The sequence below is a fragment of the Ottowia oryzae genome, from assembly GCF_003008535.1.
GTDB classification, from domain to species: Bacteria; Pseudomonadota; Gammaproteobacteria; order Burkholderiales; family Burkholderiaceae_C; genus Ottowia; species Ottowia oryzae.
The window spans coordinates 3368425-3384025 of record NZ_CP027666.1 but is presented as its reverse complement, the minus strand read 5'-3'; the positions used below and the strand labels follow the sequence as shown (position 1 = coordinate 3384025).

The following is a 15601-nucleotide window of genomic DNA, read 5'->3' as shown; positions in this document are numbered from 1 at the left end:
TTCAAATGCATGTACGATGCATGCATTGTGATCAACTTTGGAGGCGGTGTAAAGCATGCGCGATACATGCAATGTCGACGCCATCGCGGCGGCGCTGATTGAGCTGACGGGCTTGCTGAACAGCCCGCGCCAGGACGAAGTGCTGCTGGGCGCCGCCGGCGTCTCGCTGGACAGGGCGCTGTTCCCGCTGCTGGTGCGGCTGAGCGCATCCCCCGCCATGGGCGTGGCGCAGCTGGCCGACAAGGCGGGGCGCGACCCTTCAACCGTCAGCCGCCAGATCGCGAAGCTGGAGCGGCTTGGCCTGGTCGAGCGGCCTTCGTCCGAGGCGGACATGCGGGTGAGGGCGGCCGCCATCACCGAAGCGGGCGCGCGCACGGTGCAGGCCATCACCCAGGCGCGGCGCCGATTGCTTGGCGAACTGGTGGCCGACTGGCCGGCGGCCGATCAAGCCGCGTTTCCTGAACTGCTGCAGCGCTTCGCCCAGGCCATCAAGGACCGGCAGGGCTAACTTTAGGCAGGGCGGCGCTGGACATGCGGGTGTCTTGCGAGGGGCGCAATTGCGCGGCCCGCTGCTATAGTTGCGGGCTCGCGTCCCTGTAGTTCAATGGATAGAACAGGTTCCTCCTAAGAATCAGATCCAGGTTCGATTCCTGGTGGGGACACCATCACGCGACACCTCGCACGAACAGGCAGCCAATGGCTGCCTGTTGTCGTTTTCAGGCCGGCGCGGCGTCTGTACGGCTGCGCCCGCCGGCGATCAACCGCAGCTCAGTCGAAGCTCAGCCGGAAGATCAAGTCCACCGCGCTGTTTTCGCCCGCCTGGCCGCGCAGTGTCCAGCGGCGCGACAGCTCGTAGAAGATCATCAGCGTGCCGCTGGCGCCCGCCAGGCTGTGTTCGTACGCCGCGTACAGCTTGTCGGACAGGCGCTTGCCCAGCGTGACGCTGGCGCTTTGCAGCGACCCGCCTTCGCCGCCGGAGAAGCTCAGCTCGTCCAGGCCGAAGTTGGCCGCCAGCCCGCGCCCTTCGCGCCCGCCCAGCAGGGCGAGTGCGGCGGATTGCAGCATGGCCGCCTCGGCCCCCGATTCGGGGGCGGCGCGGCCCAGCAGCAGCCAGGCCAGGGTCTGGTTGTCGGGCAGGGCGGGCTCGGAATACAGGCGCACGCGCGGCAGCAGCGCGCTGCCCATCACCTGCACGCCCACGCGCTGGTCGCTGGTGTAGTTGGGCCGCAGCGCCACGATGTCCAGCGCCGGGTTGTCGATGGGCCCGCTGAAGACCACGAAGCCGCGCTGAATGGTGAGGAACTGGCCGTACGCGCGGAAGGTGCCACCCACCGTGCGCACGCGGCCGGTCAGCGTGGGCAGCTGCGTCAGCGGGCCGTCGGCGGCCAAGGTCAGCTGCCCGGCCAGGCGCGTGTCGATGCCCATGCCGGACAGGCGGAAGTCGTCGCCCAGGTCGATCTGCACGTTGGCCTTGGCCGTCAGCGGCTCGGCGCGGCTTTCCTTGGCCTTGGCTTCTGCGCGCTGGCGGCTGCTGGCGGCCCGCGCGTCGCGTGCGGCCTCTTGCTGGCCGGCGGTGCTGGTGGGCTTGGCCACGGCGCCGGGCGCATCTTTGCCCGCCATCACCTTGCCGCCCGCACCCCGCACGATCACGTCGTCGCCCAGGCTGGGGCGGCTTTCGTCGGGCAGCACGATACGGGCGCGGTCCACGCGCAGCTTGCCATCGGCGGTCACGCTGCGCCCGTCCAGCGCCGCGGTCACGTTGCCCGACACGGTCACCTGCCGGTCGGCGCGGATGCTGGCGCGCAGCTGTTCCAGCGTGGCGCGCAGGACCGCCTGCGGCCGCCCGTCCACCAGCCCGGCCTGCCCGGTGGCGCGCAGCAGGCCGCCACCGTCCTGGTTGCCCGCGCCGCGCAGCACGAATTCGTCGATCAGCAGGCGGGTGCCGTCCAGGCGCGCACGCAGGCGCCCGCCCTCGAACTGCAGGCCGTCCACCACCGAGCGCATGGCCATGTCGTCGGCGTTCAACGTGCCGTTGACCAGGGGCGCGCTGCGCGTGCCGCTGATGCGCAGGTCGGCCGCCAGCGAGCCGCGCAGCCGCCAGCCGGGCGGCGCCAGTACCGACCAGGCCGAAATCTGCGGCAAGCGCGCCCGCAACTCGCCCTGCAGCGGCGCCGCTTCAGGCCAAGACCACTGCGTGGCGCCTTCGCCGCTGCGCTGGGCCGACAGTTCGGTGCGCAGCTGGCCGGTGACGGTGCCGGCGCGCTCGCTGTCCCACACCACGCGCGCCTGCAGCGCCTGGCCCTGGCTGGTCAGGCTGAGCCGCGCGTCGCGCAGGCCCGCGGCCACGCGCGACTGCACGCCGGTGCTCGGGTCGGTCGTCAGGATGCCGATGTCGCCCCTGGCGCGCGCGAGGTTGGCGCTGACGCGCAGGCCGTGGCCCAGCGTGGCGTCCCAGTCGCCGTTGAAGACCACGTCGCCGGTGACGCCCGCGGCGCGCAGCTGGGCGCCGGCCACGCGCTCGGCCCATTCCAGCGGCAGGCCGGTGATGCGCCCGGTGGTCGTCAATTCGCCGCCGCGCCAGCGCGCCGGCCCCCACTGGATGCGCGCCTGGGAAACGGGAGCGGACGAGGTGACGGCCAGCGCCCCCGCGCCCACCTCGAACTGGCCGCCTTGCGCGGGCGACCAGCTGAGCGGCACGGCGCCTTCGGTGGCCGCCTGCCAGGTGCCTTCGCCCAGGGCCGGGTCGCGCACCACCGCTTGCAGGCGCGTGAGCTGCGCGCGCCAGCTGGAGGCGGCCAGCGTGGCCTGCGGCGTGGTGCGCCCGCCGTTGGCAGCCAGCCGCAAGTCCAGGTGGCGCTCGCCCTGCGTCACCTCGCCTTGCACAGCAAGGTCAGCCTGCGCCAGACGGCCTTTGACGCTGGCATTCAGCGCGCGCAATTGGATGGGCGTGGCTGAGCTGGCGCTGCGCGGCGGCGTCATGCTGAGTGAGGGTGCGGTCAGCTGCGCCTGAATGTTGGGGTCGCGCCAGCCGCCACGCCAGGTGCCGTCCAGGCGCGCGCTGCCCCGGGCGCTGGCGCCGGCCAAGGCGTCGCTGGCGCCGGGCAGCTTTTGCGCCCAGGCCAGGGCGCGCGCGACGTCTTGCAACTGCACCAGCAGCGTGCCCGCGCCGGTGTTGGGCTGCAGCTCGCCTTTGAGCTGCGCTTGCGTGCCAGGCGCGGTCAGCCGCAGATCGGCCTGGCCGCCGGGGCCGGGCTCGCTGCCGGGGCGCACGTGGGCATTGCCGGCCAGTTCGGCCTCGTCGGTGCGCACACGCAGCGTGTTCAAGGCCAGTTCGCCATCTGCCCAGCGGCCAGTGGCGGTGGCGTCGCGCAGATGCACGGCGCGCAGGTCGCGGGCCAGCGCTTGCGCGGCCGATTCGCCGCGCCGCGCTGGCGCAGCGGTACGGGTACTTCGCGCCTGCAACTGAACGTCAAAGTCGATGCCGCCCGCCGCGCCCTGCACTTTGGCCGTGCCATCGATCGGGAAGGCCGCCAGCTGCTTGTGCAGCGCGGCCGGGTTGATGCCCTGAACGCGCGTATCCAGCGCCCAGCCGGACGCGGCCGCCGGGGCGCTGGCGCCCGTCGCAGGTGGTGTGGCTGAGGCGGATGGGGCCGAAGCCGCGCTGGCGGGCGCAGGCGCTTGCGCCCAGCGGCCGGTGGATTCCAGTGTGCCGCCGGCCACGTCGGCCTTGAGTGAGCGCACCGTGGCCACGCCGTGCTGCCAGGTCAGGTCGGCCAGCAGCCGCTCGACCGGCAGGCGGTGCTGGTCCCAGGGGCCGGCGCCACGGTTGGTCAGGTCGGCGTCCACCGCCCAGCAGGTGGCGCCGGGCGATGCGCCTTCGATGGGGCGCACGTGCAGCTCGCCCGTCAGATGCGTTTGGGGCGCCTGCGCCCAGATGGCGCCCACGTCCAGCGCCCGCACGCGGGCGTGCGCTTCGGGCAGCGGCTGCGCTTGCCAGGGGGTGATGCGGGCGGTGGCATGCGCCTCGGGCACTTCGCTGGGGGCGGCGCCCGGCGGCGCGCTGGCCGCGGTGCCGGAGGGTTTTGCGTCTGCGCGTGCGTTGGCCGAGGATGCGCCGGCCTGCGGTGCGGAGGCTGCGTCGGCCGATGGCGCGGCAGCGGCGGGCGTGGAAGCGGCAGCGCCGGGGCTGCTGGCGGCTGACGAAGGCGGGGCCTTGCCCGACGCACCGCGCGCCGCCGGCAGATCGGGAATCGCCGGGGCCGACGCACCCGGCGCCGCGGGCGCGGCTTGCAGGTCGGCGCGCGCCTGCATGTCGGTCAGTGGGCCGCTCAGCGTGGCTTGCAGCGTCAGTGGCACGGGCGCCTGCGCGCCGGGCACCGGGGCCGTGAGCGCGCCGGCCAGCGCCACGTCCAGCTGAATGGGGGCGCGCGCGGTGATGTTGGCGCGGGCCTTGTAGCGGCCGCCCTCGATCTGCGCGCTGTCCAGCACCAGCGCGTGCTGATGGCCGTCGTACTTGAAGCGCCCCGCCACGTCTTGCAGCGAGTAGGGCGGTGGGCCGGCCCAGCGCAGCTCATCGGCGCGCAGGGCTTTCACGTCGATCTTCAGCGGCAGCGCCAGCGACTTCGGCGGCCCGCTGGATGCCTCGCCCTTGGGGCGCCGGTCGTCCACCACGATGCGGCTGGCCGAAAGCTGGTCGATCTGCAGCGTGCGGTGCATCAGCGCAGCGGGCGTCCACAGCAGCTCGGCGTTCTGCACCTCGACGCGCAAGCCTTCCTTGTCCCACACCAGGCGCCGCACCTTGCCGCCGCCGCGCACCGTGCCGGTGACTTCGTCGGTGACCAGCGGTTGTTGCGCGCCCGCCCAGCGCAGCGCGGTGGCCAGAGACCCTTCGCTGCCCGCCCACACCCACAGGCCGCCCAGCGCCAGCGCCAGCAGCAGGATCAGGCTGATCAGCAGCCAGAGCACCCAGCGCCAGGCGCTGCGGCGGCGTGGCGGTGGCGGCGTTGATTCAGTGCCATTTGGGTCGCCAGCGCCCGCTGCACCAGCGCTGGCAGCTATCAAATCAGAAGCATTGGCCGAATCGATGGCCGATGCGGTGGAGGCTGGCCCACTGCTCGCCATCATCAGAAGACGAAGCCCACGGTCATGTGCAGGCGAAAGGCTTTGGATTGCAGGCCGTAGGCCACGTCCAGCGCCATCGGGCCCACCGGGGTGATCAGCCGCACGCCTGTGCCCACGCCCCAGTTGGGGCGCAGGTCACCGATGTTGTTGGCCACACTGCCCACGTCCACGAACAGCGTGTGCTGCAGCAGGCCGGGAAAGCGGTCTTGCAGGATGGGGCGCTGCCATTCGACGCTGCCCACGGCCATGTAGCGGCCAGGGCCGATCAGGTCGTCGCCAAAGTCGATGCCGATCTTGCGGTAGCCGTAGCCGCGCACCGTGGTGTCGCCACCGGTGCGGAACATGTAGGTGGACGGCAGGCGCGCCTGCTTCGCGGCCAGCAGCGCGCCCGCTTCGGTGCGCAGCACGAGGCTGCTGCCGCCGCTGCCCACGGGGAAGATGCCCAGCCAGCGCCCGTTGAGCCGCGTGAACGGCTTGCGCGGCCCCGCGGCCGTCACGCCCGCGCCCACTTCGCCCGACAGGCCATAGCCGGCCGTGGGCACGGGCAGGGTGTTGAAGTAGCGCCCCGTCCAGCCGTAGTTCAGGCTGACGGCGGCGCCGTCGCCCAGCAGCGCGCTGGGCACGGCGCGGCTGCCCGAGCCGGTGACGTTGGCGTGGTCGAACTGCAGGTACACGCTGCGGTCGTACTTTTCCCCAGTCTTGTTCATGCCCAGGCGCAGCGTTTGCGAGGTGGTAACCAGCGCGCCATCGTCCTGGCGCATGTACCGCGCCAGCGCCGCGTTGCGCCAGCCGCTGGCGCGCGGCAGCGACGTCCATTCGGTCTGCAACAGCGGCGTCTTGCGGTCGAAGTTGAGCTTGGTGTCGGCCCGCCACGAGGTGCCCAGCGCCTGGTTGTCGCGGTGTTCCAGCGTGACACGCGGGCCGCCGTCGGTGCTGTAGCCCACGCCCAGCTGCACCTTGTGGCGCTTGGCTTCGCGCACGCTGTAGGTCACGGGCGCGGCGTTCGGGTCGCCCTGCGGGTCGATGCTGATGTAGGCCGAGTCGTAGTAGCCGCTGCCGGCCAGCCGCTGCTGCGCGTCGACCAGCTTTTTCTGGTCGTACACGTCCCCCGGCTTGAGCCAGGACAGGCGCTCGGCCAGCTCGGGCGGGTAGCGCTTGGCGCCGCGCACGGTGGCCGGGCCCAGGAAAAAGGGCGGCCCGGAATCCAGGCGCACGCCCAGGTTGGCCTTGGCCTCGGGCGCGTCGACATCGGCCAGGCTGTAGCTCAGGCGACCGCGCGGGTAGCGCCGCTCGACCAGCTCACGCAGTGCGCCCGTCTTGGCGCTGGACCAGCGGCTTTGCGTGAAGCGGCGGCCTTCGTCCAGGCTCCAGTGGTCTGTGATCTGGCCGCGCTGCTGCACGGCTTGCGCATCGGCGGTTTGCGCGATGTCGCCTTCAAACTCGATGTTCACCTTGCGCACGGTGGTCGGCTCGCCCGGCGTGATGGCGATCACCACCACCGGGCGGGCGCCAGCGCGCTCTTCGCGCCGCACCTTGATTTGCGGGTTGAAGTAGCCCTCGGTGCCCAGCAGGTTGCGCACGTCGCTTTCGGCCACGGCCATCACGCGGGCGAACTCGGATTCGTCCAGATCGGGCACGGCGCGGTAGCGCTGCAATTCGTTGTGCCGCTCGACCAGGGTTTTCAGCTCGTCGTCGTCCACCTCCACGCGGATGTCGAAAGACGGGTTGGCGGGCGCTTCGGTCAGTGCTGACGCGCCGTCGGCGGTGGACTGGGTGGCGGCCTTGTCGTCGGCCTTTTTGCCGCCGGGCAACCACGCGCACCCGGGCAAAATGAGCAGAAGCGCCAGCAGGATCGGCAATGAACTGGGGTGGCGCGGGTTTCCTGACTTCATCACCGACCGAGTGTAGTGGTTGACCTTGTCAGAGAAGGCCGCGAATTGGGTGACGGCCGAGACCACTTGTTACAGCGGTGGGCCGAATCTGGGTCACCCTATGGGGCACGCCCTGCTTACAGGGCACTCCAGATAATTCGACCATGAATGCCAGTTCGGTATGCCTGCCAGGGGTCCAGTCGCCGGCCGTTGGCTTCGATCAGCCTTTCGAGATGCTGGAGGCGTGCCATGAGCGCGTGCAGCGCAGCCTCGACCTGCTGCGGCGCCTGATCGCCCATGTGGATCAGCACGGCTGCGACGCCGATGCCCGCAGCGCCGCGGCCGATGTGCTGCGCTACTTCGACGTGGCCGCGCCCCTGCACCACGAGGACGAGGAACAGCACCTGTTCTCCGCCCTCGGCCATCACCCGGACGCGCGGGTGCGCGCCACCGTCGTCACGCTGGAAAACGACCACCTGCTGATGAACGCCATCTGGCAACGCCTGCGCGCCGTGCTGCTGCGCTGGCAGGCGGGGGGTGCCGGTTGCGGCCCCATGACCGAAACCGAACGCACCTACGCCAGCGACTTCGCTCAGGCCTACCAGCGCCACATCCGGCTGGAAGAAGACGTGCTTTACCCCGCCGCGCGCGCCGCGCTGGACGCGCCGACGCAGCGCGCCATGGGCCATGAAATGGCCGCGCGGCGCAGGCGGGACTAGCGCTGGAAGCTACTATTTAGATAGCATGCGCATCGCGTCTTCCAGCCCCTTCAAGGTCAGCGGGTACATGCGCTGGCCCATCAACTGCTGAATGATGGCGATGCTTTGGCGGTACTGCCACACGCCCTGCGGCTCGGGGTTGATCCACGCGAACTTGGGAAAGGCGTGCGTCAGCCGCTGCAGCCATTCGGCGCCCGGCTCTTCGTTGCTGTATTCCACGCTGCCGCCCGGCTGCAGGATTTCGTAGGGGCTCATGGTGGCGTCGCCCACGAAGATCAGCTTGTAGTCCTTGTTGTACTTGCGGATGATGTCCCAGGTGGAAAACTTCTCGGCAAAGCGGCGGCGGTTGTTCTTCCACATGAAGTCGTACACGCAGTTGTGGAAGTAATAGAACTCCAGGTGCTTCAGCTCGGCCTTCACGGCTGAAAACAGCTCTTCCACGCGCTGGATGTGCTCGTCCATCGTGCCGCCCACGTCCATCAGCAGCAGCACTTTCACGGCGTTGTGGCGCTCGGGTACCATCTTGATGTCCAGCCAGCCCGCGTTGGCGGCGGTGCTGCGGATGGTGTCGGGCAGATCCAGCTCAAAGTCGCTGCCGGTGCGCGCGAACTTGCGCAGCCGGCGCAGGGCAACCTTGATGTTGCGCGTGCCCAGCTCCTGCGTGTCGTCGTAGTCGCGGTAGGCGCGCTGGTCCCACACCTTCACGGCGCTCTTGTTGCCGCCCTTGCCGCCGATGCGAATGCCCTGCGGGTTGTAGCCGCCGTGGCCAAACGGGCTGGTGCCGCCCGTGCCGATCCACTTGTTGCCGCCCTCGTGGCGCTCTTTTTGCTCTTCGAGGCGCTTTTTGAGCGTCTCCATCAGCTCGTCCCAGCCCATCTTCTCGATGGCGGCTTTCTGCTCGGCTGTCAGCTCTTTTTCAAGCAGCTTGCGCAGCCACTCGGCCGGGATTTCCTTGCGGAAGTCGGCAATCTGCTCAACCCCCTTGAAGTAGGCGGCAAAGGCGCGGTCGAACTTGTCGTAGTGCTTCTCGTCCTTGACCAGCGTGGCGCGGGCCAGGTAATAGAAGTCGTCGATCGAGCACGCATCGGGCTGGCGCGGGCCCACCACGTCGGCCTGCAGCGCTTCCAGCAGCGTCAGGAATTCCTTGACCGACACCGGCAGTTTGGCGGCGCGCAAGGTGTAAAAAAAGTCGATCAGCATGGCGTGGCCTGGTTGGACGCGCGATTATCGGGCGCGCCCCATTGTGGCGCCGTCGCCAACAGGACGTGCGCGAGGGGGCAGCGTGTGCGGCGGGCAGGGCAGTCGCTGTCCGACGTTGCCAGCCGGTGCCAGGTGCAGGGCCTGCGCTAGCATCGCGGCCACCACCGTCGCAAGGAAACCGGCATGCCCCTGGGGTTGAACTGGCCACTGTCGCTGCATTTCATCGATTTGCTCTGGGCGGGCCTGCTTTTCGTGGCGCACCTGGCCACCGTGGCCCGCGCGCTGACGCGCGCCAACCGCACGCCCGCTTCACGCGTGGCCTGGGTGGCCACCATCATGCTGCTGCCCATCGTAGGGGTGCTGGCGTACTTGCTGCTGGGCGAAACCAGCATCGGGCGAGGGCGATTCGAAAGGCTGCGGCGGGCCTCGTCGGCGCTGCGCCTGCCGCCGCAGGCGCCCGTGCTGGCGCCCGACCGCGACGCACCGCTGATGGATCTGGCCCGGTCCATCAATGGCTTTGGCGCCGTGGGCGGCAACCGCATCACGCTGCTGGGCGACGCGGATGCGCCGGCGGACGATCCGATGCGCAACCCCAAGGCGGCGATCAACGTGCTGATTGCCGACATCGAGCAGGCACGCCAGCACGTGCACATTGCCTTCTACATCTGGCTGGACGACGACACCGGCACGCGCGTGGCGCAGGCGGTGGCGGCCGCCGCGCGGCGCGGCGTGCAGTGCCGGGTGATGATCGACGCGCTGGGTTCGCGGGCCTTCCACGGCGGCCCGCTGTGGCGCCTAATGGAAGCGGCTGGCGTGCGCCTGCTGGCCACGCTGGACGACGTCAACCGCATCTGGCACCTGCCGCTCAGCCGGGTGGATTTGCGTGACCACCGCAAGCTGGCGGTGATCGACAACCGCATCGGTTACTGCGGCAGCCAGAACTGCGCCGACCCGGAGTTCCGCGTCAAGGCGCGCTTCGCGCCCTGGGTGGACGTGCTGCTGCGCTGCCAGGGCCCGGTGGTGCGGCAGATGCAATGCCTGTTTTTGAGCGGGTGGATCCCTGAAAAAGGCGAGGACGAACTGGCCACGCTGCCGGCGGAGGAGCCGGTCGAGCAGTTTGCCGACGGCGCCGTCGCCCAGGTGTTTGAAACCGGGCCGGTCACGCGCCACAACGCCCTATCCGACATGTTCGTGGCGTGCATGTACGCCGCCCGCCAAGAGCTGGTCATCACCACGCCGTACTTCGTGCCCGACGAAGTCATGCTGCGCGCGCTGTGCGCCGCGCCCCGCCGGGGCGTGAAGACGACCATCGTCTTTCCAACCCGCAACGATTCATGGCTGGTCGCTAACGCCGGCCGCAGCTGCTACGCCGATCTGCTGGCCTGCGGCGTGGCGGTGCACACGTATCCGTTGGGCTTGCTGCACGCCAAGACGTTGACCTTCGACGGCGAGGTGGCGCTGGTCGGGTCGGCCAACATGGACCGCCGCAGCCTGGAGCTGAACTTCGAGAACAACCTGCTGGCGACCGACCGCGCGGTGGCGGCCAGCGTTCGCGCGCGGCAGCTGGGCTACCTGTCCGTCTCGCAGCAGCTGACGGCCGAGGAAGTGGCGCGCTGGACGCCGCTGCAGCGCCTGGTGCAGAACGCGGTGGGGATGATGGCGCCGGTGCTGTAGGCGGCGGGCGCCAGCGGCCGATTCAGCGCGGCTTGTTCAGCAGGTACAGCAGCTGCGCCCGGGCCTCGGGCCATTCGCCGGCGGTCATGCTGTACATGACGGTGTCGCGCACCGTGCCGTCGCGGCGCACCGCGTGGTGGCGGATCACGCCGTCTTTCTTGGCGCCCAGGCGTTCGATGGCCTTTTGCGACGCGAAGTTGTAGTTGTCGGTGCGCCAGCCCACCACCGCGCAGCCCAGGGTGTCGAACGCATGCGTCAGCAGCATCAGCTTGCAGGTGGTGTTGACATGGCTGCGCTGCACGCTTTGGCGGTACCACGTCCAGCCGATTTCCACGCGCTGGATGGGGGGCACGATGTCGTGGTAGCTGGTGCTGCCCAGCACTTCGCCCGTGGCGTCGTTGACCACCACAAACGGGAACCGGTGGCCTTCGGCGCGCATCTTGAGGGCGGCTTCGATGTACGCCCCGGTCTGGTCGGGCTCAGGCACGCTGGTGATGCGCAGCTTCCACAGCTCGCCATCGGCGGCGGCGGCGCGCAGGCCGGCCTCGTGCGCCAGGCCCAGCGGCTCCAGGCGCACGCCACGGTCGCGCAGCACCACGGGTTCAACGAAAGCCATGTTCGGTCAGCCTTTCAGGGTGGGCTTGTCTTGGGCCTGCCGCCGCATGCGCCAGCGCCGGGCCCATGCGCGGCCCATGCCGGCGCCCAGGCCCACCGCCACGATGGCGATCACGCTGCCATCGCCGTAGCCTTGTGCAAACAGGTCAAAGCCCAGCAGGCGCGCCACGCCGAAGCCCACCAAGCCGCCCAGCACGAAACCGGCGGCGTCGGTCAGGCCTTCCAGCAGCAGGGGGGACATGCGCGGGTCAGCGGTTGCGCTGGTTCATGAACACCAGCTTTTCAAACAGCGTCACGTCTTGCTCGTTCTTGAGCAGCGCGCCCACCAGCGGCGGCGCGCTCACCTTGCTGTCGGCGCTTTGCAGCGCTTCCAGCGGAATGTCTTCCGCGACCAGCAGCTTGAGCCAATCCAGCAGCTCGCTCGTCGACGGCTTTTTCTTCAGCCCGGGCAGGCCGCGCACGTCGTAGAACACCTTCATGGCCGCGGTCAGCAACTCTTTTTTCAGGTTGGGGAAGTGCACGTCGACGATCTGCTTCATCGTCTCGGCTTCAGGGAACTTGATGTAGTGGAAGAAGCAGCGGCGCAAAAATGCGTCGGGCAGTTCTTTTTCGTTGTTGGAGGTGATGAACACCACCGGCCGGTGCTTGGCGCGGATGGTTTCGCGCGTTTCGTAGCAATGGAACTCCATGCGATCAAGCTCACGCAGCAGATCGTTCGGAAACTCGATGTCGGCCTTGTCGATCTCGTCGATCAGCAGCGCCACCGGCTGGTCGGCCGTGAAGGCCTGCCACAGCACGCCCTTGACGATGTAGTTCTGGATGTCCTTGACCTTGTCGTCGCCCAGCTGGCTGTCGCGCAGGCGACTGACCGCGTCGTACTCGTACAGGCCCTGCTGCGCCTTGGTGGTCGATTTGATGTGCCACTGCAGCAGCGGCAGGTTCAGCGCTTCGGCCACTTCCTCGGCCAGCATCGTCTTACCTGTGCCGGGCTCGCCCTTGACGAGCAGCGGGCGTTTGAGCGTGATGGCTGCATTGACGGCCAGCATGAGGTCTTGCGTGGCAACGTAGTTGTCTGAACCTTGAAATTTCATGTCGGAGTGCAAAGGAACAACAGGGAAATCCAGGCGGTTGGCGATGGTGGAGCTTGTTTACAATCCGCCTCTGATCTGGATCAAAACCACGTGAATTGTGCGCGCAAAATGAAAAAGAACTTGTCTCCGATGTTCGCCGCCGTTGCCCTTTCCCTGGCGGCCACCTTGCCCGCACAAGCCCAGGCCGTTACCGGCGATGCGAAGGCCGGCCAAGGCAAGGCCGCCATGTGCATTGGCTGCCACGGCATCGTGGGCTACCAGACCACTTTCCCCGAGGTGTACAAGGTCCCCAAGATCGCTGGCCAGAGTGAAAAGTACCTGGCGGCGGCGCTCGACGCGTACAAAAAGGGCGACCGCAAGCACCCCACCATGCGCGGCATTGCGGTGTCGCTGTCCGATCAGGACATGGCCGACCTGGCGGCCTATTACGCGCAGCTGGGCAAGCCGGCCACCGCACCCACCTTGCCCGCCCCGGCCGCGCCCAGCGCGCAAGTGGCGCAGCTGCTGCAAAAGGGCGCGTGTGTTTCTTGTCACGGTGCCAACTTCTCCAGCCCGATCGACCCTTCGTACCCCAAGATCGCCGGCCAGTACGCCGACTACATGCTGGTCGAGCTGAAGGCCTACCGCGACAACACGCACCCGCTGTGGGGCCGCTCGAATCCGGTCATGGCGGGCATGGCCAAGCAGTTTTCCAATGCCGAACTCAAGGCGCTGGCCAAGTACATCGGCAGCCTGCCGGGCGAGCTGAAAACCGTGCCGCAGCGCGAGTTCCGCCTGGGCCAGCGCGACTGAGCGGCATCCGCTGGCGTGCAGTCCGCGCCGCCAGCCACCGAAAAGAAAGCCCGCCACGTGCGGGTTTTTTTATGGATAGAAAAGTCTTCTAGCGCAGGTGTGGCCTGCGCTGGCAGCTATATAAAACGTAGCGTCAGAGTTTGTCGCTGGTGGCGCGGCGCTGCACGCTGGCCACGTAGGCGTTGCCGTCGGGCGGGCGGCCGCTGCTTTGCGCGTCGGCCAGCATCTGGCCCAGGCATTCCATCACTTCGTGGTGGGCGGCGTGCAGGTCGCCCCGGCGCGCGGCCAGCAGTTCCACCGCTTGGCGGATGCCGCGCGGCTGGTCGATGCTGCACTGCTCGCTGATGGACAAGTGCATCGACAGGTGCAGGAAAGGGTTGCTGCCCACCGCGCCGTCGCCGTAGTTGCGGGCGATGGCGGCTTCGGCGTCGGCGAAGTCGGCGTGCCATTCGGGGTGCTCGGCGATCCAGCCGGCGGCCAGTTGCTCGATGGCATCCATCGGCTGGTCGGTGCGGGACTTGGCCCAGGCATCACAGAAAAAACGGCGGACGTCGGCTTGGCTGGGGGCGAACATGCGGCAAGGCTATCACGCGTGTGGGTGGCGTTCGCGGCTGGATGGCGTGCCGATGGCGCCCGGCCTTGCGCGCCGCTTGGGTGCGCGCCTTGGCCGATTTCAGCGCGCCGCCAGCAGCCGCGCGATCTGCTCGGCCGCGTCGCGCAGCGGGCCCAGCATGGTGGCCTGCATGTCGGGGGCGCTGGTGCGGTTGGCCTGGCCAGACACGTTGATGGCCGCCAGCACCTGCCCGTTGCGGCCGATGATGGGGGCGGCGATCGAGATCACGCCTTCTTCCATCTCCTGATCGACCAGCGCCCAGCCCTGCTGGCGCGTCAGGCGCACCTGGGCCATCAGCGCGTCCACGTCGGTCAGGGTGTGGCGTGTGCGGGGCTCGAGCGCGCTTTGGCTGAGCACGGCGTGGGCCTGCGCATCGCCCAGGCCAGCCAGCAGCACGCGGCCCAGCGACGCGCAGTAGGCAGGCAGGCGCGAACCCGCCCCCAGGCTCATGCGCAGCAGGCTGCGGGTGGACACGCGCAGCACGTAGACCACGTCGGTGCCTTCCAGCACGGCGGCCGACACCGATTCGTGCACCTGCGCGGAAAGCTGCTCCATCACCGGCTCGGCCAGGTTCCAGATCGGCAGCGACGACAGGTAGGCAAAGCCCAGGTCAAGGATGCGCGGGGTCAGGCGAAACCAGCGGCCGTCGCTTTGCACATAGCCCAGCGTTTGCAGCGTGAGCAGGATGCGGCGCGCGCCGGCGCGCGTCAGGCCGGTGCGCGCCGCCACGTCCGACAGCGTTTGCTGCGGCGCCTGGTCGCTGAAGGAGCGGATCACCTCCAGCCCGCGCGCGAACGACTGCACATAGTGATCGCCAGGGCGCGGGGCGGCGTCCGCCGCGGCTTGGGCGGGCAGGGGGGTGTCGCTGTCCTTCACAGGGCGGTTCTCCGGCGCTAGAATCAAATTCATTATACGAACACTTGTTCGTATGTCGAACATTGCGCCATTGGAGAAGCGGGTCGACGGCCCTTTGCAAGGCCAGCGGTTGGCTGGACGGCGTGGCAACGCCAGGGTTTCGGCGGGGCGAAACGGCTCGGCCACGCCTCGGCTGAATCGCGGCAAAGTGGCGTTCGCCCGCCGCTGCGCGAAACCCGGCCCATCGGCGCACACAGATTCGGGCAGCCAGCCCCGCCAGCGCGATGCGCGCACGGGCTGGCCGCGATCAAGGAGACCAAGATGATTGACAAGATCGCGCCCTCCATCGCGGCGGCGCTGGCAGGCATACCGGATGGGGCCACGGTGCTCATCGGCGGCTTTGGCACGGCGGGGCTGCCGTCCGAATTGATCGACGGCCTGATCGAGCAGGGCGCGCGCGAGCTCACCATCGTCTGCAACAACGCCGGCAATGGCGACACCGGCCTGGCCGCGCTGCTGGCCGCTGGCCGGGTGCGCAAGATCATCTGCAGCTACCCGCGCCAGGCCGACAGCTACGTGTTCGACGGCCTTTACCGCGCCGGCAAGATCGAGCTGGAACTGGTGCCCCAGGGCAACCTGGCCGAACGCATGCGCGCGGCCGGCGCGGGCATTGGCGCCTTTTTCACGCCCACGGGCTTTGGCACCGACATGGCGCGCCACGCCGACGGCACCGCCAAGGAAACGCGCCGCATCAACGGGCGCGACCACGTGCTGGAATACCCCATCCACGGCGACGTGGCGTTGATCAAGGCCGAGCAGGGCGACCGCTGGGGCAACCTGGTCTACCGCAAGGCGGCGCGCAACTTCGGCCCCGTGATGGCCACCGCCGCGCGCCGCACCGTGGCCACCGTGCACGAGGTGCTGCTCCTTGGCGCGCTGGATCCGGAGGCCATCGTCACCCCCGGCATCTTCGTCACCAGCGTGGTGCAGGTGCCGCGCGTGGCCACGCAGGCCGGTGGTTTCAAAAATGCAGCCTGATCGGCCTTTGGC

General features: G+C 69.1%; 13 protein-coding genes and 1 tRNA gene. 6 read left to right on the top strand and 8 right to left on the bottom strand.

Annotated elements, in window-relative coordinates; all coding sequences use genetic code 11:
• The first annotated feature begins 55 nt into the window (after positions 1-55).
• Complete coding sequence (locus tag C6570_RS15445) at positions 56-508, top strand: MarR family winged helix-turn-helix transcriptional regulator (protein WP_106704006.1); 453 nt, start codon at positions 56-58, stop codon at positions 506-508.
• Between the two features lie 82 nt (positions 509-590).
• Positions 591-665 (top strand) — tRNA-Arg (locus tag C6570_RS15440).
• Between the two features lie 103 nt (positions 666-768).
• On the opposite strand, the gene C6570_RS15435 is transcribed toward C6570_RS15440, so the two are convergent.
• Positions 769-4965 (bottom strand): translocation/assembly module TamB domain-containing protein, encoded by a 4197-nt coding sequence (locus tag C6570_RS15435; protein WP_123812280.1) that lies wholly within the window; start codon positions 4963-4965, stop codon positions 769-771.
• A 158-nt stretch (positions 4966-5123) separates the two neighbouring features.
• Entirely contained in the window at positions 5124-7013 is a 1890-nt protein-coding gene (locus C6570_RS15430) for an autotransporter assembly complex protein TamA (protein ID WP_245896502.1), read from the bottom strand.
• A gap of 143 nt (positions 7014-7156) precedes the next feature.
• Here C6570_RS15430 and C6570_RS15425 point away from each other — a divergent pair, with 143 nt between their 5' ends.
• Positions 7157-7711 carry a hemerythrin domain-containing protein gene (locus C6570_RS15425; protein WP_106704003.1) on the top strand — a complete coding sequence of 185 codons (555 nt, stop codon included), beginning with the start codon at positions 7157-7159 and terminating at the stop codon, positions 7709-7711.
• A 12-nt stretch (positions 7712-7723) separates the two neighbouring features.
• Here C6570_RS15425 and C6570_RS15420 read toward each other — a convergent pair whose 3' ends face one another.
• The gene (locus C6570_RS15420; RefSeq protein ID WP_106704002.1) at positions 7724-8911 is read right to left on the bottom strand and encodes a vWA domain-containing protein; all 1188 of its coding nucleotides are present in this window, start codon (positions 8909-8911) and stop codon (positions 7724-7726) included.
• A 183-nt stretch (positions 8912-9094) separates the two neighbouring features.
• Here C6570_RS15420 and C6570_RS15415 point away from each other — a divergent pair, with 183 nt between their 5' ends.
• Positions 9095-10585: a phospholipase D-like domain-containing protein gene (locus C6570_RS15415; RefSeq protein ID WP_106704001.1), complete on the top strand. Its 1491-nt coding sequence runs from the start codon at positions 9095-9097 to the stop codon at positions 10583-10585.
• Positions 10586-10607: 22 nt separating this feature from the next.
• Here C6570_RS15415 and C6570_RS15410 read toward each other — a convergent pair whose 3' ends face one another.
• Genes C6570_RS15410 through C6570_RS15400 form a run of 3 tightly spaced genes read right to left on the bottom strand, consistent with a single transcriptional unit; the run spans position 10608 to position 12291 of the window.
• Positions 10608-11201: a GNAT family N-acetyltransferase gene (locus C6570_RS15410; protein WP_106704000.1), complete on the bottom strand. Its 594-nt coding sequence runs from the start codon at positions 11199-11201 to the stop codon at positions 10608-10610.
• A 6-nt stretch (positions 11202-11207) separates the two neighbouring features.
• Positions 11208-11441, bottom strand: a complete 234-nt coding sequence (locus C6570_RS15405; RefSeq protein ID WP_106703999.1) for a hypothetical protein — start codon at positions 11439-11441, stop codon at positions 11208-11210.
• Positions 11442-11448: 7 nt separating this feature from the next.
• On the bottom strand, positions 11449-12291 hold the full coding sequence (locus tag C6570_RS15400; RefSeq protein ID WP_106703998.1) for an AAA family ATPase: 843 nt from the start codon (positions 12289-12291) through the stop codon (positions 11449-11451).
• 108 nt (positions 12292-12399) lie between these two features.
• Between C6570_RS15400 and C6570_RS15395 the strand changes: the two genes are divergently transcribed.
• Positions 12400-13083, top strand: a complete 684-nt coding sequence (locus C6570_RS15395) for a c-type cytochrome (RefSeq protein ID WP_106703997.1) — start codon at positions 12400-12402, stop codon at positions 13081-13083.
• Positions 13084-13216: 133 nt separating this feature from the next.
• Here the strand turns inward: C6570_RS15395 and C6570_RS15390 are convergent, their stop codons facing one another.
• On the bottom strand, positions 13217-13657 hold the full coding sequence (locus C6570_RS15390; RefSeq protein WP_106703996.1) for a DUF1841 family protein: 441 nt from the start codon (positions 13655-13657) through the stop codon (positions 13217-13219).
• 99 nt (positions 13658-13756) lie between these two features.
• Positions 13757-14605 carry an IclR family transcriptional regulator domain-containing protein gene (locus C6570_RS15385; protein ID WP_106703995.1) on the bottom strand — a complete coding sequence of 283 codons (849 nt, stop codon included), beginning with the start codon at positions 14603-14605 and terminating at the stop codon, positions 13757-13759.
• A gap of 267 nt (positions 14606-14872) precedes the next feature.
• Here C6570_RS15385 and C6570_RS15380 point away from each other — a divergent pair, with 267 nt between their 5' ends.
• Entirely contained in the window at positions 14873-15589 is a 717-nt protein-coding gene (locus C6570_RS15380; protein WP_106703994.1) for a 3-oxoacid CoA-transferase subunit A, read from the top strand.
• Positions 15590-15601: the final 12 nt, after the last annotated feature.